This window comes from Allotabrizicola aquatica (SeqCode), from assembly GCF_965194375.1.
In the GTDB taxonomy this organism is placed as follows: Bacteria; Pseudomonadota; Alphaproteobacteria; order Rhodobacterales; family Rhodobacteraceae; genus Tabrizicola_A; species Tabrizicola_A aquatica.
This window is the reverse complement of sequence record NZ_OZ239428.1, coordinates 574,789-597,447: the sequence shown is the minus strand read 5'-3', so window position 1 is coordinate 597,447 and position 22,659 is coordinate 574,789. Positions and strand designations below refer to the sequence as shown.

At 50.9% G+C, this 22,659-nt stretch carries 19 protein-coding genes and 1 pseudogene; 1 reads left to right on the top strand and 19 read right to left on the bottom strand.

All coding sequences use genetic code 11. The features are described 5' to 3' along the window. Positions 1 to 112 precede the first annotated feature (112 nt). The 10 genes from rfbA to AC72UB_RS16125 are packed head-to-tail and all read right to left on the bottom strand — an operon-like array spanning position 113 to position 9,080. Positions 113 to 1,006, bottom strand: a complete 894-nt coding sequence (rfbA, locus tag AC72UB_RS16170) for a glucose-1-phosphate thymidylyltransferase RfbA (protein ID WP_505190643.1) — start codon at positions 1,004 to 1,006, stop codon at positions 113 to 115. Continuing rightward, entirely contained in the window at positions 996 to 1,850 is an 855-nt protein-coding gene (gene rfbD, locus AC72UB_RS16165; protein WP_505190642.1) for a dTDP-4-dehydrorhamnose reductase, read from the bottom strand. The genes rfbA and rfbD overlap by 11 nt, the downstream gene beginning before the upstream one ends. Further along, entirely contained in the window at positions 1,847 to 2,887 is a 1,041-nt protein-coding gene (gene rfbB / locus AC72UB_RS16160) for a dTDP-glucose 4,6-dehydratase (protein WP_505190641.1), read from the bottom strand. Before rfbB ends, rfbD begins: the two co-directional genes overlap by 4 nt. After that, positions 2,884 to 3,450 (bottom strand): dTDP-4-dehydrorhamnose 3,5-epimerase, encoded by a 567-nt coding sequence (gene rfbC, locus AC72UB_RS16155; protein WP_505190640.1) that lies wholly within the window; start codon positions 3,448 to 3,450, stop codon positions 2,884 to 2,886. Before rfbC ends, rfbB begins: the two co-directional genes overlap by 4 nt. Continuing rightward, complete coding sequence (locus AC72UB_RS16150; RefSeq protein WP_505190639.1) at positions 3,414 to 4,169, bottom strand: glycosyltransferase family protein; 756 nt, start codon at positions 4,167 to 4,169, stop codon at positions 3,414 to 3,416. Before AC72UB_RS16150 ends, rfbC begins: the two co-directional genes overlap by 37 nt. After that, the gene (locus AC72UB_RS16145; protein ID WP_505190638.1) at positions 4,169 to 4,882 is read right to left on the bottom strand and encodes a glycosyltransferase; all 714 of its coding nucleotides are present in this window, start codon (positions 4,880 to 4,882) and stop codon (positions 4,169 to 4,171) included. Before AC72UB_RS16145 ends, AC72UB_RS16150 begins: the two co-directional genes overlap by 1 nt. After that, positions 4,872 to 5,936 (bottom strand): NAD-dependent epimerase/dehydratase family protein, encoded by a 1,065-nt coding sequence (locus AC72UB_RS16140; RefSeq protein WP_505190637.1) that lies wholly within the window; start codon positions 5,934 to 5,936, stop codon positions 4,872 to 4,874. Before AC72UB_RS16140 ends, AC72UB_RS16145 begins: the two co-directional genes overlap by 11 nt. Next, positions 5,933 to 7,363: a hypothetical protein gene (locus AC72UB_RS16135; RefSeq protein WP_505190636.1), complete on the bottom strand. Its 1,431-nt coding sequence runs from the start codon at positions 7,361 to 7,363 to the stop codon at positions 5,933 to 5,935. Before AC72UB_RS16135 ends, AC72UB_RS16140 begins: the two co-directional genes overlap by 4 nt. A 4-nt stretch (positions 7,364 to 7,367) precedes the next feature. After that, positions 7,368 to 8,105 (bottom strand): glycosyltransferase, encoded by a 738-nt coding sequence (locus AC72UB_RS16130; protein WP_505190635.1) that lies wholly within the window; start codon positions 8,103 to 8,105, stop codon positions 7,368 to 7,370. Positions 8,106 to 8,138: 33 nt separating this feature from the next. Beyond that, positions 8,139 to 9,080, bottom strand: coding sequence for a hypothetical protein (locus AC72UB_RS16125; protein ID WP_505190634.1), 942 nt, complete (start codon positions 9,078 to 9,080; stop codon positions 8,139 to 8,141). A 197-nt stretch (positions 9,081 to 9,277) separates the two neighbouring features. Here AC72UB_RS16125 and AC72UB_RS16120 point away from each other — a divergent pair. Then, positions 9,278 to 9,942, top strand: a pseudogene (locus AC72UB_RS16120) (IS5 family transposase). 201 nt (positions 9,943 to 10,143) lie between these two features. On the opposite strand, the gene AC72UB_RS16115 reads toward AC72UB_RS16120, so the two are convergent. The 9 genes from AC72UB_RS16115 to AC72UB_RS16075 form a co-directional block, all read right to left on the bottom strand. Continuing rightward, positions 10,144 to 11,163 carry a hypothetical protein gene (locus AC72UB_RS16115; RefSeq protein WP_505190633.1) on the bottom strand — a complete coding sequence of 340 codons (1,020 nt, stop codon included), beginning with the start codon at positions 11,161 to 11,163 and terminating at the stop codon, positions 10,144 to 10,146. After that, positions 11,160 to 12,257, bottom strand: a complete 1,098-nt coding sequence (locus tag AC72UB_RS16110) for an MATE family efflux transporter (protein WP_505190632.1) — start codon at positions 12,255 to 12,257, stop codon at positions 11,160 to 11,162. The genes AC72UB_RS16115 and AC72UB_RS16110 overlap by 4 nt, the downstream gene beginning before the upstream one ends. Positions 12,258 to 12,436: 179 nt before the next feature. Then, positions 12,437 to 13,243: a 3-deoxy-8-phosphooctulonate synthase gene (gene kdsA / locus AC72UB_RS16105; RefSeq protein WP_505190631.1), complete on the bottom strand. Its 807-nt coding sequence runs from the start codon at positions 13,241 to 13,243 to the stop codon at positions 12,437 to 12,439. 276 nt (positions 13,244 to 13,519) lie between these two features. Next, positions 13,520 to 14,485 (bottom strand): KpsF/GutQ family sugar-phosphate isomerase, encoded by a 966-nt coding sequence (locus AC72UB_RS16100; RefSeq protein ID WP_505190630.1) that lies wholly within the window; start codon positions 14,483 to 14,485, stop codon positions 13,520 to 13,522. Beyond that, positions 14,475 to 15,182: a class I SAM-dependent methyltransferase gene (locus AC72UB_RS16095; protein ID WP_505190629.1), complete on the bottom strand. Its 708-nt coding sequence runs from the start codon at positions 15,180 to 15,182 to the stop codon at positions 14,475 to 14,477. The genes AC72UB_RS16100 and AC72UB_RS16095 overlap by 11 nt, the downstream gene beginning before the upstream one ends. Positions 15,183 to 15,313: 131 nt before the next feature. Further along, positions 15,314 to 16,477 carry a methionine adenosyltransferase gene (gene metK, locus AC72UB_RS16090; RefSeq protein WP_505190628.1) on the bottom strand — a complete coding sequence of 388 codons (1,164 nt, stop codon included), beginning with the start codon at positions 16,475 to 16,477 and terminating at the stop codon, positions 15,314 to 15,316. Positions 16,478 to 16,492: 15 nt separating this feature from the next. After that, the gene (gene ahcY / locus AC72UB_RS16085; protein ID WP_505190850.1) at positions 16,493 to 17,881 is read right to left on the bottom strand and encodes an adenosylhomocysteinase; all 1,389 of its coding nucleotides are present in this window, start codon (positions 17,879 to 17,881) and stop codon (positions 16,493 to 16,495) included. A gap of 707 nt (positions 17,882 to 18,588) precedes the next feature. Then, positions 18,589 to 19,359 carry a hypothetical protein gene (locus tag AC72UB_RS16080; RefSeq protein WP_505190627.1) on the bottom strand — a complete coding sequence of 257 codons (771 nt, stop codon included), beginning with the start codon at positions 19,357 to 19,359 and terminating at the stop codon, positions 18,589 to 18,591. Between the two features lie 122 nt (positions 19,360 to 19,481). Then, positions 19,482 to 22,628, bottom strand: a complete 3,147-nt coding sequence (locus AC72UB_RS16075) for a hypothetical protein (RefSeq protein WP_505190626.1) — start codon at positions 22,626 to 22,628, stop codon at positions 19,482 to 19,484. Positions 22,629 to 22,659: the final 31 nt, after the last annotated feature.

Below are 22,659 nucleotides of genomic sequence, written 5' to 3'. Positions count from 1 at the left end.
TGAAGTATCTTAAGCGCCACTTGATCCATATAGCTCTAGCAAACCGTCTCATTTTCAATCAGGCATTTAGAAAATCTATCTGACTGGCAATGGGCCAAAGTTTTTTCGTTACTCAAGGCTCTATCTCTGCCAAATTTTCTTTCAGATACCGCCCATAGTCATTCTTGCGGAAGATCTCGGCGCGTGCGGCGAGTTCGGTGGGGGTGATCCATCCGAGCCGATAGGCGATTTCATCGGGGCAGCCGACCTGTTGGCCTTGGCGCTCGGTTAGGGTGCGGACGAAGTTGCCGGCATCGAGGAGGCTGCTATGCGTGCCGGTGTCGAGCCAAGCAAAGCCACGGCCCATCTTTTCCACCTGCAAACTGCCTTCGGCTCGGTAGAACTCTAAGAGATCGACGATCTCCAGCTCGCCGCGCGGCGAGGGTTTGACCTGTGCGGCAAGCTCCGGCGCACGGCCGTCGAGGAAGTAAAGTCCGGTCACCGCGAAGTTAGAGGGTGGCTGTGCGGGCTTTTCGATGATCGCCTTCACGGTGCCATCGCGGTCAAAATCCACCACGCCATAGCGCTCGGGGTCGGACACGCGATAGCCGAACACGGTGCCGCCCGTGTCACGCGCCGCAGCGCTGGCGAGGACTTCGGGTAGCCCGTGGCCGAAGAAGATGTTGTCGCCGAGCACCATGGCCGAAGGCGCGCCGTTCAGGAACCCCTTCGCCAAGAGATACGCCTGCGCCAAGCCATCGGGCGAGGGCTGCACGATCCAGGTCAGGCTGACCCCCCATTGGCTGCCATCGCCCAAAAGCCGCTGGAACTGGGTCTGATCCTCGGGCGTGGTGATGATGGCAATCTCGCGGATGCCGGCCAGCATCAGCACCGAGAGGGGGTAATAGACCATTGGCTTGTCATAGATCGGCAAAAGCTGCTTGGAAACGCCCATGGTGATCGGCCAAAGCCGCGTGCCGGATCCGCCGGCCAGAATGATACCCTTACGCTGCCCATTACGCTGCATCGGAGAGCTCCTGCAAAATGTCATCAAGGCCCGCGCGCCAATCGGGGCGTGGGATGCCAAAGGCGGCGGTGATCCCCGAACAGTCCATCCGCGAATTCAGCGGCCGTTTTGCCGGGGTCGGGTAGGCCGACGAGGGGATGTCGTGGATCTGGCAGGCCAGCCCGGCGCGGGTCATGATCAGCCGCGCAAAGCCCGCCCATGAGGTGTCAGGGGCACCGGCAAAGTGATGCACTCCGCCCGGCGCGCCTTGGGCCATCGCCGTGGCGGCGGTGTAAAGCGCGTCCGCAATCGCCGCCGCCGGGGTCGGCCCGCCGATCTGGTCGGCCACGACGTTGAGGCTGTCGCGTTCCCGGCCGAGCCGCAGCATCGTCTTCACAAAGTTCGCGCCATGGGCCGAGACCACCCATGAGGTGCGTAGGATGAGCGAGCGGCCCCCGGCGGCGAGAACACCCTGTTCTCCGGCCAGTTTCGACCGCCCATAGGCCCCAAGGGGGGCGGTCGGGTGATCGGGGCGGAACGGTGCCTCCCCGGTGCCGTCAAAGACATAGTCGGTGGAGATGTGCAGGAACGGCAGACCCAGAGCCGCGCATCTTTGCGCCATCGCTGTGGGGGCAGCACCATTTACCACAGTTGCGGCGGCCTCTTCGGCCTCGGCCTTGTCCACAGCGGTCCAGGCGGCGGCGTTGATCACCGCGTCGCAATCGGCAATTGCCGCAGCGCAGGCGGCGGGGTCCAGCAGATCGGCCTGATCGCGGCCCAGAAACCGGGCCGTGACCCCCGCCGGGCAGCGCCGGGCAAGCTCGCGGGCCACTTGGCCGGTGTGGCCAAAGACCAGAACCCTCATGCCTTCACCCCCAGCCGCACACCCACTCCAGCGCGGGCCTGCAGGGGCGTCCACCAGGCTTCATTGTTCAGATACCACTCAACTGTGCGCTCAAGCCCTTCCTCGACGGTCACGCTGGGCCGCCAACCAAGCTCCTCGCGGATGCGGGTCGGATCAATGGCATAGCGGGCGTCATGGCCGGGGCGGTCGGTGACAAAGCTGATCTGTTTGGCGTAAGGCGTTGCCTTTGGGCGCTTGGCATCAAGGATCGCACAGATCGTGCGCACCAGATCGATGTTGCGCCGCTCATTCTCGCCGCCGATATTGTAGCTGCGCCCCACCCGGCCCTGTTCCAAGACCAGCAAGAGCGCGTCGGCGTGATCCTCGACATAGAGCCAGTCGCGCACATTCTCGCCCGCGCCGTAAACCGGGATGGGCTTGCCCTGAAGCGCGTTCAGAATGACCACCGGGATCAACTTCTCGGGAAAGTGGAAGGGGCCGTAATTGTTGGAGCAATTGGTCAAGACCACCGGCAGGCCATAGGTCTCACCCCAAGCGCGCACGAGATGGTCGCTGGCGGCCTTGGAGGCCGAATAGGGGCTGCGTGGGTCGTAAGGCGTGTCTTCGGTGAACTTGCCGGTGGGACCGAGCGAGCCGAACACCTCATCGGTAGAGATGTGGTGAAAGCGGAAGTCTTCGGGGCGGCCCTCGGCCACCCAATAGGCGCGGGCGGCTTCCAGCATGTTGTAGGTGCCGGTGACATTGGTCTCGATAAAGGCGCCCGGCCCGTCGATGCTGCGGTCGACATGGGATTCTGCGGCCAGATGCATCACCGCATCGGGGAGATGGGTGGCAAAGATGCGGTCCAGCGCGGCCCGGTCGCGGATATCGGCCTGTTCAAAGGCGTAAAGGTTGGACCCCGATACTGAGGCGACATTCTCCAGGCAGGCCGCATAGGTCAACGCGTCAAGGTTCACGACCTTATGCCCACGCCCGACGGCCAGCCGCACCACGGCGGATCCGATAAACCCGGCCCCCCCGGTCACAAGGATCTTCATTCGACGCCCTCCCAGATAAAGGGGCTGTCAAAACCGGCGAAGAGCGGGGCGGCGGCATCCTTGGCCGACAAGGCCGGCGCGCCGGTCAGGCCCCAGTCAATCCCGATGGTCGGATCATCCCAGCGGATGGCGCCGTCACAGTCGGGGGCGTAAAGATCGGTGCACTTGTACTGCACCTCAGTATCCGCCATGCGGGTGACAAAGCCATGTAGGAACCCCTTGGGCACCAAAAGCTGTTTGCCATTGGTGGCGGTCAGCTCCACTCCCACCCAGCGGCCATAGGTCGGGCTGCCGCGCCGGATATCCACCGCCACATCGAAGATCGCGCCGCGGGTGCAGCGCACGAGCTTATCCTGCGCATGCGGCGGGCGTTGATAATGCAGGCCCCGCAGCGTGCCCACCGCGCCTGACATCGAATGGTTGTCCTGCACAAAGGCGAAATCTAGCCCCGCCGCCGCCATGCGTGCGGCGTTCCATGTCTCGCAAAACCACCCCCGGTCATCGCCAAAACGCTGCGGGGTCAAAATCACCGCTCCGGGGAGCGCGGTCGGTTCAATAAGCATCGCTTCATCCTATTGTAGTTCGATCTGAACAAATATTTAAATATGCTCCTGCTGTGCATTAACAACGACTTGAGCCGCCGTCGCGAGTCACGCCGTGCATCATGTACCAAAATAATGTCATCAAAAACTCCAACCTCAAAATTCAGTGCACGAGCCCTCATACACAAGTCACAATCCTCAACATACATAAAAAAAGATTCATCAAACCCCTGCAAAGATCTATAAACTTCTGCTGGAAACAACAACGCCATTCCCGCTAACCAGTCAAATTTCAAACTTTCATCAGAGTGCATCACATGTCGCTTGAACAGGTTGGTAACGGAAAGATCTTTGCGCCGAAAATCAGCAATCTCATTAGTGGGCCCGATAATCAATGGTGAATAGATGCCAGGAGACATCAACGCAACATCACTCACATAGTCGATATCAAACAAACCTTTGAACAAAATATCTGGGTTAACAACCATGAAAAGATCTGGCGAAAATTGTTCAAATACGCGGTTGTGGTTCGCACCGAAGCCAAGCATGCGCAAATTCGATCTTGAAATGATTTTAAGATTTTCAAATGGAAGTATCTCATGATGATCAAATTTGTTTTGTGTTATAACAATCGTTACACTATAACGGGAGGTAACGATGCTTTTGTCAAGGGAACAAAGAAGCTCGTTAATTAAACGATTTTGACCATGGCTAACAATAGAGATAAGAAAACTCTTCATTATTTCAACCTGATCTTCAGAAAGATGAATAATAAATAAAGACGTTGCAATATGATATGTCTAACTCGCTGAGATGACTTTTTTAAAAGAGAACTAGTGTTTCTATCATGGCGGCGATGAGTGATGAGCGCCTCGTTTAAAAATGTGTAAGACACCCGCCTAGCGATTGCATTAACGGCGATCCATTGGTCAAAATAGGGAACCTTATTTGGTAACGGTAAGCATTGAAGCAAAAAACTTCTCCTGCCCACCATACAACAGCCAGTGAATTTATTAACAAATATTGTTGATTTGATATCTAATTTCACTGAAGATTCAAATAACTGGGAACGTCTAGATGCTGAACCACGAACGAACGCATTATGCATCAACAAATCGCAACCACCTAGGACTTCCATGCACCTGTCTCGTTTTCCAGGATGCCATATATCGTCTTGATCGCAAAAAAATATATACTCGTTGGAAGCATGCCGTATGGCATTCTCAAAGTTGAAGTTTACACCCTGTGCTTCGAACGTAAACACCTTAATCCTACCGTCCTGTAATCTCGAAACGATCTCCAACGTTTTATCGGTTGAACAGTTATCTGAGACAACTATCTCGTCGTATTCGCGGAGATCCTCGCAAAGAGTAACCAACTGCTCCCATAAATATTTCTCTCCGTTGTACGTAGCGATGCAAACAGAAATTGGACTTCGACTATTAATGCGCATTTAAACCTCGATACCAATTCAAAAACTCTTGAAACCCATCAGAAAAACTTGCACAAACGTGACGGCCATAACGAGAGTTGAAGGATGACATATCTGCCGTAGCGTTCAATACGTCACCCACTCGAAATTTGGGGCTAACAGAAATTTCGCTTCTACTGTTCAATAACAAAGCAATACTGTGCGCAACATCTAACAGCGTGCTAGAAGTGCCGCTACCAATATTAAACACCGATCGCGAATCCCACTTATCGCAAATTGAAATTTTAAAGATCATTTCAACAAGATCTAAAACATGAATAAAATCACGCGTAATGAAATTATTCTCATAAACTTCAACTCCTTGCTCACGGTAAATGGCGTTGCAAAACCACGTTATCAAGCCAGTGTAGGGATTGTGGATATCTTGATAGCTACCGTAGACATTCTGGGGTCTAATAATAACAACTTCATTGTCGGGCAGGAGAATGTCAACCAAACGCTCGCCTGCCAACTTTGAAACGCCATAGACGGAGATAGGTGCCAGTGTGTGTGATTCGTGCATTGGAATGAAGCGCACAGAGTCGGAGCATATCACACACCGCGGCTCAAATCTCCCAACCGCTGGCTGCCGGGAAATTCGGCACTCAGCCTTGCACTTCTCACAATAGTAGACACCATGACCATAAACGGCCCTCGAGGAAAAAAAAACAACCTTGCAGCTGGGATTATGTAACCTAATCGCCGTGAGAACTATTGAAAGTTTCGAAACATTCTCATTTAAACACGTTTGTGGCTCATCAAATGACCGCCCAGTACCAGTATCTGCTGCCATCAAATAAATTATGTCACAAGCTTTGATATACTCAACATAGTTGTCAGTTGATGCACAGTCACTCTCACACACAATTACTTTTTTTGGGCTAAACTTCTGGAAATACTCTTTTGAAGCGGTAGAAAAGGTATGAGAAGGAAAACAAAAACTATCAACAACCACAATAGAATCAAATACGGTCTGGAGCTTAGCAACTAAGTGCTTACCAATGAAGCCACCGCCGCCAACAAGTAACGCCCTCACTTCACCAATCCCCGTATCTTAAGTGCTACAGAAGTGAGCGCTCTAGTTAAATAATTATTCGATCTGAAGAAACGAGCCACCGTATGCGGAGGTGCATAAAGTATGCTAGAAAAGCGGCGTTTCTGTCGCGCTCCCAAGACCAAGTCAAGAATATCGGGCGAGATGTCACCTTTTCTTATGGCTTCAATCACCTCCTGAATAGAAATGAAGTTATTCTCAACAGCCTCTCGCAACACATCGATCCAAACATCACGCAAAGGATTGGCGGCTGAAATCCAAGGCTGCCTATCCATATCAGTAAAGTGAAGTAGCTTTGTGTTTTTATCAAAAACTTCCAGGTCGTTCCAGTATGCTTCGATTTGGCGCGACTTGCTCGGTTCGAAGTCCAAATCAAACATGATTTTATCATACGAATACGAGGAAGCAGTAGCAATTGCATCTACATCCCATCGCGCCGATTTACAATCAATTACCATCACGGAATACTGCGGCCTACGTTTCACTCCTTCTCGAACCCTACAGGCGGAAACAGTAGTATCGCTTGCCTGCGCTAGCAAATTGGAGATATCGTGAAAAACCAACATATCCGAATCCAAGTAGATAGCATGTCCTGCAAAGTTGTTGAGACGAGGAATTTCAAACCGCTGGCCAGAAAAAGGAGTTCGACCTGAAAACTTGGTGCTTGAAACGACCTCGCCTAACCGTATTACATTCACTTCTATAAGAGTATGCTTGCGAATAGAATACTCCAAGACACGCGCCGGAATATATTGCGCATCTTGCGCTCCAACATAAATGTTTACCATAGTGTCGACCTTTCTGAGTAGGAAGTTGATCTTAGCGTTGAATTCCCTGAAAATTCTAAACTGCCGATCAAAATTACTTGTTAGAGAGCGCAATCGAGAAAGAGGCAAACTATTGGAGTAAGTCAATCCGCCATCAAATCCGACCAGAGCTATGCTTGCAACATTTTTCTCTGCCAAAATTTGAAGAAGAACAGTCACAGATACAAAGTTTGCTTTGAATGTGTCTCTATTTGAATTAGTGACGCCCACATCCGAATGCTCATGATTGTAAAAATACAACCTATCTTCATCACTCAACTGCTTTAATACTTTGTTTTCGATTGAAAGTGACAAAATACTTCTTGAAGACCTTCTCGTTCCTTTATGTGCACACCGGACATTTGGATATAACGGAAGAATGACCTTTACATCTTTTCTAATCGACAGTTCGTTCTGTACTTCTAGAAAAGGCTCCAAATCTAAAAAGAAGGCATAGTGTGGATGACTGATGATACTTGTTACCTGGTTGATTGTGAAAATATGGTCAAAATCAAGATAACGCCTAAAGGCATCGATTGAAGGACCTTTTCCCACAATGAGCGTTTTCTTCTTAGCAAAATCGAGCCCTGATACAGACAGCATTTCTTCAAAGCCAACCTTTTCGTTTCAAAAAAAATACAAGTCTCATTCGTGCAAGGCAAGAAACTTTCAGAAATAGAATACAATTACTATCTCCAAATAGTTTTTCGATTAATGCTAGCTCGGACCTTATAATCAAGCTTTTCCGAAAATCTGACAAGCTAGCGAAGTTGGATAATACAGACAAGTCATGCTCCAATTCGATGTCCAAAGATGTGATGAATGCTCCAAGGCGGCGGAATTCCATAGATAAAAAATAGTCTACTCCATCCACAAAAAAATAATTTGGAATCTCATCGATCCGTTCAAGAAAATCATTACGGACGCAACAAAAGGCGAAAATATAGAAATCAAACCTAATATTATAGCGTCGGAATGGCGATATTGTCCTTCCCTTACAGGTCAGTCTTGGCACGATCACATCTGCGACTCCGGCCCTGATAGAACGCTCCAACTGAGCTATATATTCCCGACTAATTGAGCAGTCAGGATTCAGAAGAATTGTATAACCGTCATTGGTTGACTTTGGTAGCATCTGATAGGCTTTAAGGCCATAATTCTCCTTAAAATCATATATGGTAATCACTTTGTCATCGCAATGCATACTCCTCACCTCATCTTTACCTGAGGCATTATTTATAATGACTATCTCAAAATCCCTTCCCAGATGCTTTTTAGAAGTCAGAAAAGCGTCAGACACCTGAAAATCTTCTTTATAGCAGATAATTATGACCCTATTTTTCATCAAACCTAATCCTGAAACTCAATGTCAGAAGTATTAGAACTGCTGAGATCGTTGTCGTTGTGTAAAGGTATCCAGAAAAAAAGTCAGCGGCAAATGAACAGCAATGGGATAAAATAAAACGTTCAGCCACAATCGGTTAATGACCACCATCATGAGAGCGTAAATCGCCCCGTAGAAAACTATAAAATTCAGATACAAAGGGATTTCCCTACTTAACATCCACTCAGGAACGGTGTTCCAATAACTCACGATTTCAAAGCTACTACCAGTATCGAGAACTGCCATCGCCGGTCCGATGACATAAAGCACCAGAAAGAACAACTGCTCCGGTACAACTAAACCTGGCAGTAGCTCAACATCTGAAAACACACCAGTTTTCGCACGCGCAATACCGATCATCGTAAAAATAATCGCAGTCAACGCCGAACCGGTGATAAGATTCATTATTCTCGGCGGTTTAGCTATGAAGAAGGCGACTAGCGCTGCAAAAAATAAAGTGCGGTTTGCAATACAGACTGCAATGATTAGTATTCCAATTAACGTATACACAGATGGCCTGCGCGTCACTACAAGCAGTATCCACGCGTTCGCGACGAAATGGTGAAGTACCGGAAAACCAAATTTCGTATAGCTTGTGTGTCCTAAAATGGGAACGCCGAAATATGCTAGTTCGAGGATAAATATAGTTAAAACAAGTAAGCTGAAAGACTTGTGATAGCGGAACTGCGCGTTCATTGGCCGTGGTTTAAGAAAATTTCGGGAACTCAAATAAACTATGATCGAAAATGCTATAATAAAAAATGGATCCATTTTTAGAGGAACTGAACCAAATTCGGCCACAAGCACTGCACCCAGCAAAAAGTGAAAAGAAATACCAATAATTGTTGCTGAAATCACATTTATGCCGCCCAGTTTGCGATTCTCACGTTCAAGTGATTGATACACATATGCTCTTGATGGATTTTTTTCAGGCATGTGTATTCTTTCTTATCGAACTATAACTTCCGAAAGGTTGATTTGCCAATGTTTTAACAGACTGAATAGTATAAAAGACATGATCTATAGCAATCAAATCGCTAGGGTCAGGACCATTGATCTTGCGGAGTCTATTTGATTAAATCTCAAAAAGGAGATCCGAGCTAGAGCAACCCTTCTGGCTGCCTGACGCGCAGATGGACCGTTTGCTGGCCTTCTTTCCCAAGAGTCACGGTAAGCCCCGCGTCGACGACCGGCGGATGTTGATTGGAGTGATCTTCATAAATCGGAATGGCTTTCACTGGTGAAATGCAGCGAAGGATTATGCCCAGCCAACGACCCTTTTCAACCGATTGAAGCGGTGGAGCGACAAAGAGGTCTTGGCCCGGATAATGAACGGGTTTGCCGTGGAATCTGACCTTCATAAGACGGTAACGATCTATGCGACTTGTCTGAGGGTGCGCAGCACGGCGATCAGCCCGTGGTCCAAGAGTAGGCGGGCCAGGCGACCTTAGGGGCCGCTTGATTGTTCGATCCAGGATCGGCGTGAGCTTGACGTCACCGACGCTGAGTGCCGCCCGATTCCTTTTTGCACGACGCCAGGCCAGGGCAGCGACTACACGGGTCTGGCGGCCCTGCTGTGCAGACTGCCAGAGGCAAAGTTGTCGTCAGCTGACCGAGGCTATGCCGCTGACTTGTTCTGCGACGCGATGAAAGCAGGGGGACCAAAACCCTTCCTTCCGGATAGATAATCGTGCGGCAAACCCATCAAACACACAAAGGTAGCGACCGGATCGAGATCATGTTCGGTCGATTGAAGGACTGGCGCAGGGTCGCCACTGGCTACGACAGGAAACGATAACGTGTTCCCGCGGCTGAAGGTTTAAGGCGATTTTGAACAAGGTTGAAGATGTCCGACACACTTCCGCTCAAGCTTCACGCTGACTTAGAGGAACTTTTTTTCTGGTTATGTGAGCAGGACTTAGTTTCTCGATACTGTCCTTTGCATTCAAAACCACACAGGAGCCCACATTAAACTTTCCTAACCTACTGCAGAACAAACCTATACAGATTCGAGCGTTTTTATCCACTTATCGAGCACTTCACTCTCCATATTTTCTAGAAACTGATGTACTGGCTCAAAATTCGCTCGCTTCATGTAGGCGTGGACATCTGAGATTGAGCTGTTCCAAGGATCCAAAAAGGCAAACCTGGAGTAGGCCAAATAACTCGGAATTCCTGTAGCCAGTACAGGTATTTTCAGCTTCAAACACGAAGTAAGTCGATTGGCACTTTTTGCATAGGTGAAGGGATTCTCATCAACAGGCAGTAAGCAGCAATCGTGTAGTACTGCTAACTTCTCAAAATTTCTAGCATTCCAACTGGCGTAGTATATTGGAAATTCTGATCGTTGCGAAAAATATGAGAGAGACCGCCGAGAATTACTTAATATGGTTAAGGAAATGGGGCTTTCAGCATTCCAAGTATTAAGCACATCCAAGATACCTTCCACAGCACTTATTCCACTCCTTGCGAAGTTTCCCCCGCTATTTCCGAACCACAGAAATTTGGTTCGACCACTACTGGCGAGCTGCAAGTTAAGAATCAGCGTTCGAAAGTCGCTAAGCGACTGCAAAAAAAACGGTCTTCTGACGGTGGATAAACTTCTGTCAACGAAATCTTCTACAACCGTTATTCTAACCTCTGTCGATACTCTTAATCCAATCTGCTCCGCAAGAAATTCGCTTGAGCAAGTAACAAGGTCAGCTTTCGTCAGCGCATCTTTAAGTTCCAACGCTCTAAGTTTTGCAGCGCTGGATGCTACATCGAAATAGAAGAAATTATCACAAATATCAAGAACTATTTTAGTACCGTTTTCTTGCTTTAGATTGAGGGCGTGCTCAATCGAAGCGTTATCATAGCGCTTACTCAGAACCAAAACATCACATACTCTTGGCTCAAATTGTACGCTTACGTCCAAACCTTGCGCCTTTAACCGATTTACTACATCAAAACACCGAATCCTTTGACTCGCCAAATTTAAGTCATCAGTGCTTGGCCAAAATACAATTTTTCTTTTCATCGTTTCATTTTTCTTAGTTTGTAATCCAGACAAAACGAGATCAAAATAGTGGTAAACAAGAAGTACAATGTATGTCCAATCGCTACTCCCTCAAGTCCGTAAAACTGAAAAAATAGCAATTTTACAACGATGCCCCCAAAGAACGAAGTTATTCCAATCAGGGAGGGGAGAAGCGTGCTTCCCAATCCATATAATATTGCAACTGGCAAGGTACCGTATGTGGAAGTGAATATTGAGCCAAATAGCAAACATGTAACAAGGAAAATTCTCGAGGATGACGCATCCTCAGTCAGTAGCACCAAACCAATAATCATCTCAATCGGTTCCCTTAAACATAATACTAAGGAGAAAACCACAATTGAAGCTATTAGACTGTGGATAAGTGTTTGGCTCAGCTCTATTCTGACATTGGAGAAATCTTTTTCTGCTATGAGCCTATTGTAGTGTGGAACATCAGTGCTAAACCAAGACTTCTGTATTATACGGCCAATAGTTGAGATTATCATCATGCTAATCGAGTAGATGCTTACATTACCCGCTCCACTAGACGAGATTATTACATTGTCCACGATGGAGTTGTTTTTTGTAACTGCGCCGAGGATGAATACTGGGAGCATTTGCCTCCAAGCTTGCTCTTTTGACGAGAAGGCTTCAAGATTTAGTTTTGGAAAGCCTATGAACACTAGCGCTGCTACGCTAATTAATATCGACCTTAGCAGAATGAGGTATATTATCGTTGAGAAATCTGTGTCGCTTCTCATTGAGTAAATGAATGCGAAATGAATGAAGGAAGTAACCATGTAAATTGACTCTACGAGCAGGAAGCGGTCACGCGAACGAGCATATATCAACATAGGCAGGGCAAATAGCTCGAAAATAGCAGCGATCATCAAAACAGACGTATATTCCGATATTTTTTTTGTAATTTCATTGGAATAGCTTGTGTAAATCAGCTCCACAAGTTCTTCAATGAGTGGCAGCGAGCATAACGAAAGCAAGCATAGCAAAGCAACAGATGTTCCAAGCGCTCCATATTTTCTTGAAAGCTGAACTTGATCAGTTATCTTACTCAGGGTGCCAATCCAAACGTTCATTATTGGAGTCGATAAAATGGCAAAAAAGGTTAAAGGAATCGCTTGAGATAAGAAATATATATCGGTGTCAATCCCTACACCGAATTTACGCGTAATCATCAAAATAGCGCCGATACCACTTAAGACTTGAAGCGCGACAATCGCGCTAAGAAGCAACCGTTTCTGTTTATTCAATTTGATCATCGCTTTCGTAGTGCATCGAAATCTCGCAATTGCACGATCAATTCAGCCAAGTCGTCGACAGCGATCATATTGGGCCCATCACTGGGTGCGTTATCGGGATCCTGGTGCGTCTCTATGAACACGCCTGAGACACCTACTGCGCAAGCAGCCCGCGCAAGGGCCGAAACAAATTTGCGCTCCCCACCGGAAGAGATACCATGCGCACCAGGTTGCTGTACAGAATGAGTAGCATCAAATACCACTGGATAGCCGGTTTCTGCCATGGTCTCTAAAGCTCGGAAGTCGTTTACCAGAGTGTTATAACCAAATGAAGTACCGCGTTCGCACAGCAAGATCTGTAGATTCCCCGTGCTTGCGACTTTTTCCGCAACTCTGTTCATTTCCCACGGCGCAAGAAACTGCCCCTTTTTAACGTTGACCGGCTTTCCTGTGGCACCAGCGGCCAACAGCAAATCAGTCTGTCGAGACAGGAATGCAGGAATTTGGATAGCGTCAACAATCTCGCCCGCGAGTGCACATTGCACCACCTCATGAACATCTGTGATAACAGGGCATCCAAAGGTTTTTCGAACCTCACTCAAGATTTGTAGCCCATTCTCAATTCCAATGCCGCGCTTAGATTTAATTGAAGAACGATTTGCTTTGTCAAAGCTGGCTTTAAAAACAAATTTGGACCTTGAGGCAGCACAAGCTTCTGTAATGCGTTCAGCCATCATCATCGCATGATCGCGATTTTCTAGCTGGCAAGGGCCTAAGATGAAGGAAACTGGTTGTTTTTCACCGAATGGCACATTTCCGATCATCACTGTCTTTTTTGGCTGCATTGTGCGATAGCTCTCTTAGTTAAAGCGGTTAGATTGCGCTTGTGGGCTCATGTTGAGAAATGAGTTTCTATTTCATGTGACGGGTGCGCTCTATATATACAATTTTTGATTCTTCAGAGGAATTGCATACGTTCCTTTTAAATATTTCGCTTGCTGCAGACTGCTTCCTTTTTCTAGATGCTATCCACGACAGGCTTGAGTCAAATATTTATGGTTTAGTAAATGAATAATTGGCTTTTTCAAAGAGAACGACCCTCACGCAGCTGCTAACCGTAATAGATCATGAATGTGCAGAATACCAAGAAGTTTATTCTGGGCATCCACTACCAATATTGCATTTATTCTTTTTGAATTCATTATACTCAATGTTTCGATGGCAAATGCATCGGGCGCTACAGTCACAGGAGTTTTATTTGCGATCTCGCCTGCAGTTGCGCTCATCAGTATGCCCATATGGCGTCGCAAGTCTCCGTCACTTATTACACCCATCAAAGTGCCATCCTTGATTACAGCGGCGATACCAAACCCCTTGGATGTCATCGTAACAAGGGCAATTTGCATCGAGGTATGGTGATCGACGACAGGCAATGCATCGCCTTGGTGCATTAGTTGCTCGACCCTTGTCAATTTTGCACCCAGGCTACCAGCGGGGTGAAGCAATTTGAAGTTTTCTGGCTGGAAGCCACGTTGCTCCATCAGTGCGACGGCCAATGCATCTCCAAGAGCTAGTGCGAGAGTGGTTGATGTGGTCGGCGCTAGTCCTATTGAGCAGGCTTCGGGCGCTCTTATCAGCACTAATTTGTAATCAGATGCACGCATCAAGGTACTGTCGGGATTGGATGAGATTGCAATTAGTAAAATGCCAAGTCTACGGGTGTGATTTACTATTCCACTCAGCTCAGATGTTTCGCCAGAATTCGAGATTATCAAACATATATCTGCAGCCGTCACCATACCAAGATCACCATGATTTGCCTCAGTTGCGTGCACGAAGCTTGCTGGCGTGCCAGTGCTGGCTAAAGTTGCTGCAATCTTCTTTGCAATATGACCAGACTTTCCCACACCTGAAACAATGACTCGCCCCCTTGTTTGCAGAATAGCGTGAACTGCACTTGTAAAATCTCGTGGTAATTTTCGCGCCATAGCATATAGTGCGTCCGCTTCTATTGATATCACGCGCGATGCAGTTTCACTTACGGATTTATCGCTATTAGGCATCATTACTTATCGCTATGAATTCCTCGACGCTTATTAAATTCAGAATTTTTCTTCGATGTCTTTCAAGATCTTCATATTTATCAATTGGGCCACTCCATAATTCCTGAGCGCCTTTTTCAATCCATCCTACGCCCCAGTCTGTATCAACTACAAACATTCTTAAATTTCTAGAATTTTTTCGATGCCATGCATACCCTTTCCAACTTGTTCCATTCCATGCAGGGTATTTGCCATCTACTTCATAAGTTTCCCGCGCATGAAACGCTGTTGGTGGATTCATATCATGAAGCAGGATCGCACCATTTTCATTTAGATGATTTAATGAGTTACGTATGTCTCTTTCAACTTGCTCACCCGTGTGCAAACCATCTATGAATATTAGATCAAATGTTTGGTTGCATTGACTGAAATACTCATCGGAGGTAATTTGATGGTCGGCGCCTGCGTTTGGGTCTGGATCAACAGAAACCTTTTCTTTAGCAGACACCGCGTTGTGCATAGCAGACTTACGCCGAACGCCAATTTCTAAGTACGAAGTATAACCGCGGAGTTCCATGAGGTGATTAGTTATGCTGATCCTATCAGCAGAGTGAATGCCATGCGAAAAGCGATAATATCCGCTTTCACCATTCAATCGACGAGACCGGATTATCTTATTTTTCTGGTATTTTAATGTCTTGATTAGGTCGGCAATTTGCATTTTTTCTCCTTTGGCTCACGTTGCGAGACTTGAATGTGTAGTGATGTCAATTCATGTCATCTTAGTACCAACTTTTTAACTCAGATGATCGGATTAACTGTAGCATTCCATGATAGAATTTTGCCGTAAATTTACAGATTGGTCAGTGACGAGACCAAGTCTGTCTTCTCCCAACTAAAGCCACCATCTTCGGTCGCGGCGCGCCCAAAGTGCCCGTAGGCAGACGTGCGGGCGTATATCGCCTTGTTAAGCCCGAGATGTTCCCTGATGCCCCTCGGCGTCAGATCCATCGCAGTCATAACTGCCCGCTCAATTGCGCGAGCGTCAACTTTGCCGGTGCCGTGGGTATCGACATAAATTGAGAGCGGCTTAGCGACCCCGATCGCATAAGAAAGCTGAAGAGTGCAGCGGTCAGCGAGACCCGCAGCGACCACATTCTTAGCCAGATAGCGAGCAGCGTAGGCCGCTGAGCGGTCAACTTTGGTCGGGTCCTTCCCAGAAAACGCGCCGCCGCCATGAGGCGCCGCTCCACCGTAGGTGTCCACGATGATCTTACGGCCCGTCAGGCCAGCGTCTCCATCGGGGCCACCGATCACAAACTTACCTGTCGGGTTCACCCACCACTCTGTCTTTGCGGTAATCCAACCCGATGGCAGAACTTCTCTGATATCGGGCTCCACGATGGCACGGATGTCATCGCTCGTCTGTGCCTCATCTAGATGCTGCGTCGACAAGACGATCGACGTGACCTCAACCGGTTTGCCGTCTTCATAACGAAGTGAAAGCTGGGACTTTGCGTCGGGCCCAAGTGTTGGCTCTTTTCCAGATTTGCGAGCCTCTGCTAGCCTCCGTAGGATCGCGTGAGAATATTGGATGGGGGCCGGCATCAATTCTGGGGTCTCGCGGCAGGCGTAACCAAACATGATGCCCTGGTCGCCAGCGCCATCGCGATCGACGCCCTGAGCGATGTGCGCAGACTGTTCGTGAAGTAGATTGTGAACCTTCAGAGTATTCCAGTGGAACTTTTCCTGCTCATACCCAATGTCCCGCACGCAGTCGCGCACGATGCCCTCGACCCTCTCGAGCATTGACTTAGTGGCGGCCTCCGTTGAAAGACCCACCTCGCCTCCCACAACAACTGTGTTCGTGGTCGCAAAGGTTTCGCACGCGACGCGAGCATTCGGCTCCTCCGTCAGGAATGCATCCAGAACTGCGTCAGAGATCCTGTCACACACCTTGTCGGGGTGACCCTCAGAGACAGACTCAGAGGTAAAAATGTAGTCGCTGCGAGACATTGAAACTTCTTTCGATCAGTAGCGGTAGTGTTCCGATTTGAACGGGCCATCCACCGTGACACCGATGTAGTCGGCCTGTTCCTTGCGCAGTTCGGTCAGTTTGACGCCGATCTTTTTCAGGTGCAGGCGGGCGACTTTTTCATCCAGTGCCTTGGGCAGGATATAGACGCCGGGGACGTAGTCTTGGCCTTTGGTCCAAAGTTCGATCTGGGCCAGAACCTGATTGGTGAAGGAGGCCGACATCACAAAGGACGGGTGACCCGTGGCGTTGCCAAGGTTCAACAGGCGGCCTTCGGAGAGCAGGATCAGACGGCTGCCCGAGGGCATCTCGATCATATCCACCTGTTCTTTGATGTTGGTCCACTTGTGGTTGCGAAGGCTGGCGACCTGAATTTCGTTGTCGAAGTGGCCGATGTTGCCGACGATGGCCATGTCCTTCATCTCGCGCATATGCTCGATGCGGATGACGTCGCGGTTGCCGGTGGTGGTGATGAAGATGTCGGCGCTGGCGACTTCGTCTTCCAAGAGGGTAACTTCATAGCCGTCCATCGCGGCCTGCAGGGCGCAGATCGGGTCCACTTCGGTGACCTTCACGCGGGCACCTGCGCCACGGAGGGAGGCGGCGGAGCCTTTGCCCACGTCGCCATAACCGCAGACCACGGCGACCTTGCCGGCCATCATGGTGTCGGTGGCACGGCGGATGCCGTCGACCAGCGATTCCTTGCAGCCGTATTTGTTGTCAAACTTGGACTTGGTCACAGAGTCATTCACGTTGATCGCCGGGAAGGGCAATTGACCCGACTTGTGCAGATCATAAAGGCGATGGACGCCCGTGGTGGTTTCCTCGGACACGCCTTTGATGGCGGCCTTGGTTTTGGTGAAGAAACCGGGGGTTTCTTTCATGCGCTTGTAGATCTGCTTTTTGATGACCTCTTCCTCTTCCGACTGCGGAACGGGGATGATGTCTTCACCAGCTTCGGCGCGTGCGCCGAGAAGAACGTAAAGCGTGGCGTCGCCGCCATCATCGAGGATCATGTTTGCGCCTTCGGGGAACATGAAGGATTTGTCGAGGTAATCCCAATGCTCGGTCAGGGTCTGGCCCTTGATCGCGAAGACCGGGATGCCAGCGGCGGCAATGGCGGCGGCGGCGTGGTCTTGGGTTGAGAAGATGTTGCACGAGGCCCAGCGCACATCGGCCCCAAGGGCTGTCAGCGTTTCAATCAACGCGGCGGTCTGGATGGTCATGTGGAGCGAGCCCACGATCCGCGCGCCCTTGAGCGGCTTCGTGGTGCCAAACTCTTCGCGGCAGGCCATCAGGCCCGGCATTTCGGTTTCGGCGATGGTCAGTTCTTTGCGGCCGAAGTCAGCCAATCCAATGTCTTTGACGATATAATCCATAAGGATTTGCAGTCTTTCTCTGGAGGTTTGGATTTTGCAGCGCGATGTCTAGGAGCTATAGCGCCCAAGGACTTCGATAGAAGGTTCGTAGGATTTCTTGGATTTCTTTGTGAGAGCACTCAAAACGAAGCTCATCACACACTGAATTGGAGCCTTTTTACGGCGTCGGAAAATTCATTCCCACGCCCAAACGCCCGATAAGATAGACCAAACTTGTGACCATCCGACATCTTACTAACGAAGCGACAGCTCCGCCTCGACCCGGGCGAGCTCAAACTGCAACTCAGAGTGCGTCGCGCTGCCCTCCGTCAGATCGACCAGCACTTCAAGAAGGATCGCCCTCGCAATCTGCAAGTCTCCGTCAGACACAGAGGACAGCGAAACTGAGCGAAATTGCGACAGTGCAGACGATTGCGCGGCGCCGAACTGTCCAACGCCATTTATTGCGCTGGGCCCATCGGCGACGGCGGCAGAGCTGGGCGCGCTTCCGCCCTGAGAGCCAGACGTTGGCGGAGCACCGCCGCCGGAGGTGGGCGGCTGAGGCGTCGATGGAGGCGGCGGCGGCGGCGGCAAGATTACAGAGATGCCGCCGGGATTGACCACATTAACCTGCCCCGCCGCAACTGTATTGGGCAGGAGAGGGAGGGAGATGCTGAACACCATCGCACAGCGCAGAAGTGGCGACAGGGCCTGGCTTCGAATTTTGCGTGACATCATCTCTTCCTCCATGGCTCAAGTGCAAGGCTGAGGGCAACAATCACGCGACCGCTCTCGCTGTGACGATGAGTTGCGTCTGCGTAAGTCAACGACATCGATGCAGCTCCCCACCGCTTTGGGAAGTAAACGGCGCCAAGCTGCAGCTCATCACCGAGCCAACCAACGCCCATTGAAAGCTGCCCCGTCACGCCAACCCCGACGGAGGCGAAGGCGCCGGGGTCGCGGTCAACACCCGACACTGCGCTGCCAAAACCCACCGTGGCATTTACTGGGTAGACTTGACCATCGATCGTCACGTCACTGACCTGAGAGTAGGCGGCGTAGTAGTTTCTAGGGAGTTCACGAGTGCTCCCCCAACCCGCGAGGTTGCCGACGCCCGCCGATAATGAGGCGCTCGTCGAGCCAGGCAAGCCGGAGACTGCGCGGTGGAGCTTAAGGCCGACGTTGCCCTCATCACCAAATGTCCCGTCCCCCCAGAATGACGTGCTGACGCTGGTGATGCCGACGACCACCTCGACCCCGACGCCACTTACTGGGTCGCCCAGTCCAAGACCGATCGCAATCGATCCGTCGTCGTCGTCCTGCACTCCGGTGTTACGGTCTTGGCTGGTGTACGCCACCGAACCAAAGGCGCGCCCACCTGATGCACCGAAGCCGCTGGGAACTCCGACCGAAACGGGTTTGCGGTCTGGTTGCGTGAACTTACGAAGAGCCGTCAAATAACGCGACCCCGCATCTTCGGCAGAGGCGGGTGCTGTCGGTAACATCGCAATGCAGAGCGCGACCGTTGCGAGACTTGCCAGCAGGCGCGTTAGGTGAGGTGTTTTTGGCGGCATGTTTATGTCGTGCCCTTCGGTGAGGAACCTGAGTGTGCGTCTGTCGCGTAGCGTCAGAAGCTAAAGACCAGAGCCTGACGTCCGTCGTCGTAGGCTTGTTCCGGCGCCGCGTTGAGAGGATAGCCGTAGGGGTACAACCGGCCCTCAGTAAGTTCGATAAAGGTGTCTTGGTCATCTACCAAATCTTCGAGCGTCCCAACGAAGAAGCCCTCGAAGTCATTGTTGAGCCCAAAGCGCAGCACCTCAGAGCGATCCTCTCCCTCTAGTAGTGATGCGACGTTTAGGTATACCCCGGCCCATGAGTAGCCTGATGGAAGTTCTTCCAGTCCTGGATGAGAGAACGTGTTTCCGGAAACGTCGACCGGATTGAACTCACGATCAATCAGTGTGCGGCTGAGCATTATCCCGGCAGTTGCCCCCGGAGGTACTGAGCCGTCGCGCGTGAGCCAATCCCAGGACAGTGTATTGCCCTCGATCTCAACTCCGTCGACGCCGCCCTGAATGAGGATGAGAGACCTGATGTCGCCGTCATTCATAACTTGGCCGATGTCGCCCTCAATGAGGTTGCCATCTATGATGAGGCCAGACGAAGCGCTCTCATCCTCGGTGGACCAGACCACTCCCCCCATGATGCCTGACTTGTGACGGCTCGTTCCCGAGATGCTGTCGAGGTAGCCGGATGGGTCGGCGTTGATGGACAGAGCAAAGGTGTTGCCGGAAATCGTGATGTCGCTGAAGTTGTTGAGGGTGCTGCCCTCATCCCAAACCTGAATACCACCGCTGTTGAACAGACCGAGGTTGTCAGAGAATGTGACGCCGTCATTGACGCCCTTCAATTCGAGCCAGTAGTTCCGGCCAAAGAAGGGACCGCCGCCGCCATTTCCTCCGTAACCGTAGCCTCCGTATCCGTAGCCGTAGCCGTATCCACCGTCGTTGCCGTAGCCATATCCGTAGCCGGAGCCAGAACCTCCGTATCCACTGTCGTTGCCGTAGCCATATCCGTAGCCGGAGCCAGAACCTCCGTATCCGTAACCGTAGCCAGTGTCGGTGCCATAACCGTAGCCGTAGCCGTAGCCGCTACCAACACCCCCAAGAAGGCCATCAAAATTGGCGCCGCCGGCGTGCATCCCGTGGTAGAAAAAGTTGTTTTCAAGCGTCACAGAAGTGAGGTCTTCGAGGTAGAGGTGTGCTGCACCAGGGCGCCAGAACACGTTGCCGGAGATCGAGCTGTCGGCGAGGCCAGTGAGGTAGAGTGATCCGCCGTTGCTGCTTGAGGTGCTCACGCCCCCGATCAGGTTGCCCTCAATGCGCCAACCGGATGAAGCATCGCCCGTCATGGCGCCGCTTTCTTGGTCCAGCACGTAGTCTGCGTCAGCGAAGCGAATGGAGCCTGCGGCGTGGCCGGTCAGGTATGAGTTCAGAAGGGCGAAGTCGTTGATGTTCGGAACACCCGTCGCAAATCCGAGGCCGCCCTCAGCATTGTGCAAACGAAGGCCGTCGAGCGTCACGCCGCTGGCAGCGATCGTGATTTTGCCAGAAATCCAGCTCTCATCTAGGTCTCGCGGGCTGGCGGATGTATCAAATTTGACGAGGTCGTCGCGGATCTCCTGCGCGATGTCTGCGCGGTGGGTCTCCTCAGTGATGTTTGCGCCAGAACTGTCGGCAAGCACTATATCATCATAAAATTCGACAAAACTCTCGTCTTCCGAAAGGCGATGAACTGCCTCTCCAAAGTTGGCGCCGAGGAGTGTCACGTTGTCGACATTCAATGTCACGTCAAAGTCATGGCGACCTGAGGGCATGTATACGACGTCACCAACATCGAGCTCGCTAAAGAAGTCCTGCGCCTCGTCGTCATTCATTCCGTTTGGTAGGACCCAAAACTTTACGTTCGCCGCTATCTCGTAGGTTTTTCCGTCGATGCCGGTGATCTCCACAGTGCCGACACCGTCGTCGGCAATGTTAACGGCACCGTCAGTGGGGCCGAGGGCTTGATAGGTCGCGAGGTCAACGCTCAGAGTTTGGCCATCGGCGAGACGAATGGTCTTGTTCGCCACATTCTCTACTTTGACACTCACACCGCCGCGATAGAAGGTCGCCGTGTTGTCCTCCAACGATACTGTAATGGGGCCTGTGGCATTGCCGGAGAAGCTGACGACGTTGCCGAGCTCTACCTTGCTAAAGACGAACCCTGACAGAGCGTCATCTAAGTCCTCAAGGTCGCTCCCGTTGATGGCATTCACGAGATTTGAGGGCCCTGAAAATGCTGACGAGTCTTCCAAACTTGTCGCGGACTGCACTGCTGAGTTTGCAGCGACGATCGCATTCGTGATGGCGTCAGAATACAGGTTTACGAAGTCGTCAGGCAAACCAACAGCCTCACTCGCTGCGGCAGTGAATATGTCGCGAATGGTATCAGCGTTTGTGAAATCCAAAGGGGCGTCTGGAGTTGCAGTCCTTACAGCGTCGGTAACTGCCGCGGCCGCGAGGCGATATGCCTCCGATGCGTCGATGCCCCCACTCTTAAGGGCGGCGGCGATGGCGCGAATGGTTCCCATCACCATGTGGGAAGACTTTTCCACCTCGAGGGCTGCTTCAGCTAATGCTTGATCGGCGCCGGGAGCGAGAGCGAAGGGATTGAACGTCAGCAAGTCCACTCCCTCAGGGAGCCCAAGGTTAGCAGCGATTTGTGCTGGCGTGAGGCCAGTCTCAACAACCAGCGTGGTAAGTGGAGATATCACGGTGCTGCCAGAAGGCGCTTTCAGGGTAATTCCGGGCGTCGCAAGGCCTGTGGAGCCGTCGATTGTGTTCGCGTCTGTTGTGACAACAATCTGAGCGCCCTCAACCGTCACATCCAACTGAAACTCGCCATTTGCGTCGGTGAGTTGGCCGGGTTCAGTCCCCTGATCCCAGACGCCGTCGCGGTCGTAGTCGGCGAATGCAAAGGCTCCCTCAAGTAGACCCTTTAGTGCAACCCCACCGATCTGGTCGGTCTGCCCCCCACCCCCTCCGTCACCATTACCGCCGCAAGCGGCGAGGCCGAGGCTGGCAATGCTCAACGTCATGCCCGTCGGAGCACGACGAGCAATCCTCTCAAACAGGGAGAGGAGGGGGTCGGGACGAGCTGCTAATTGACTTTCGGGCACTGCGGGCAAAACAGCTTGCGCGGCATCGGATGGCACGATCTGAGGGGCGTTCATAGTCATGTCTCCCAAGATTGTTTGTGTAACT

Bases quoted from the DNA above. Each gene is read 5' to 3' on its own strand.
- AC72UB_RS16080 (WP_505190627.1), bottom strand. From the start codon at position 19,359: ATGTTACCGACAGCACCCGCCTCTGCCGAAGATGCGGGGTCGCGTTAT.
- rfbC (WP_505190640.1), bottom strand. From the start codon at position 3,450: ATGCTTATTGAACCGACCGCGCTCCCCGGAGCGGTGATTTTGACCCCG.
- rfbD (WP_505190642.1), bottom strand. From the start codon at position 1,850: ATGAGGGTTCTGGTCTTTGGCCACACCGGCCAAGTGGCCCGCGAGCTT.
- AC72UB_RS16145 (WP_505190638.1), bottom strand. From the start codon at position 4,882: ATGCGCATTAATAGTCGAAGTCCAATTTCTGTTTGCATCGCTACGTAC.
- rfbA (WP_505190643.1), bottom strand. From the start codon at position 1,006: ATGCAGCGTAATGGGCAGCGTAAGGGTATCATTCTGGCCGGCGGATCC.
- AC72UB_RS16075 (WP_505190626.1), bottom strand. From the start codon at position 22,628: ATGAACGCCCCTCAGATCGTGCCATCCGATGCCGCGCAAGCTGTTTTG.
- AC72UB_RS16115 (WP_505190633.1), bottom strand. From the start codon at position 11,163: ATGAAAAGAAAAATTGTATTTTGGCCAAGCACTGATGACTTAAATTTG.
- AC72UB_RS16100 (WP_505190630.1), bottom strand. From the start codon at position 14,485: ATGATGCCTAATAGCGATAAATCCGTAAGTGAAACTGCATCGCGCGTG.
- kdsA (WP_505190631.1), bottom strand. From the start codon at position 13,243: ATGATCGGAAATGTGCCATTCGGTGAAAAACAACCAGTTTCCTTCATC.
- AC72UB_RS16135 (WP_505190636.1), bottom strand. From the start codon at position 7,363: ATGCTGTCTGTATCAGGGCTCGATTTTGCTAAGAAGAAAACGCTCATT.
- rfbB (WP_505190641.1), bottom strand. From the start codon at position 2,887: ATGAAGATCCTTGTGACCGGGGGGGCCGGGTTTATCGGATCCGCCGTG.
- AC72UB_RS16150 (WP_505190639.1), bottom strand. From the start codon at position 4,169: ATGAAGAGTTTTCTTATCTCTATTGTTAGCCATGGTCAAAATCGTTTA.
- AC72UB_RS16130 (WP_505190635.1), bottom strand. From the start codon at position 8,105: ATGAAAAATAGGGTCATAATTATCTGCTATAAAGAAGATTTTCAGGTG.
- AC72UB_RS16125 (WP_505190634.1), bottom strand. From the start codon at position 9,080: ATGCCTGAAAAAAATCCATCAAGAGCATATGTGTATCAATCACTTGAA.
- metK (WP_505190628.1), bottom strand. From the start codon at position 16,477: ATGTCTCGCAGCGACTACATTTTTACCTCTGAGTCTGTCTCTGAGGGT.
- AC72UB_RS16095 (WP_505190629.1), bottom strand. From the start codon at position 15,182: ATGCAAATTGCCGACCTAATCAAGACATTAAAATACCAGAAAAATAAG.
- AC72UB_RS16110 (WP_505190632.1), bottom strand. From the start codon at position 12,257: ATGAACGTTTGGATTGGCACCCTGAGTAAGATAACTGATCAAGTTCAG.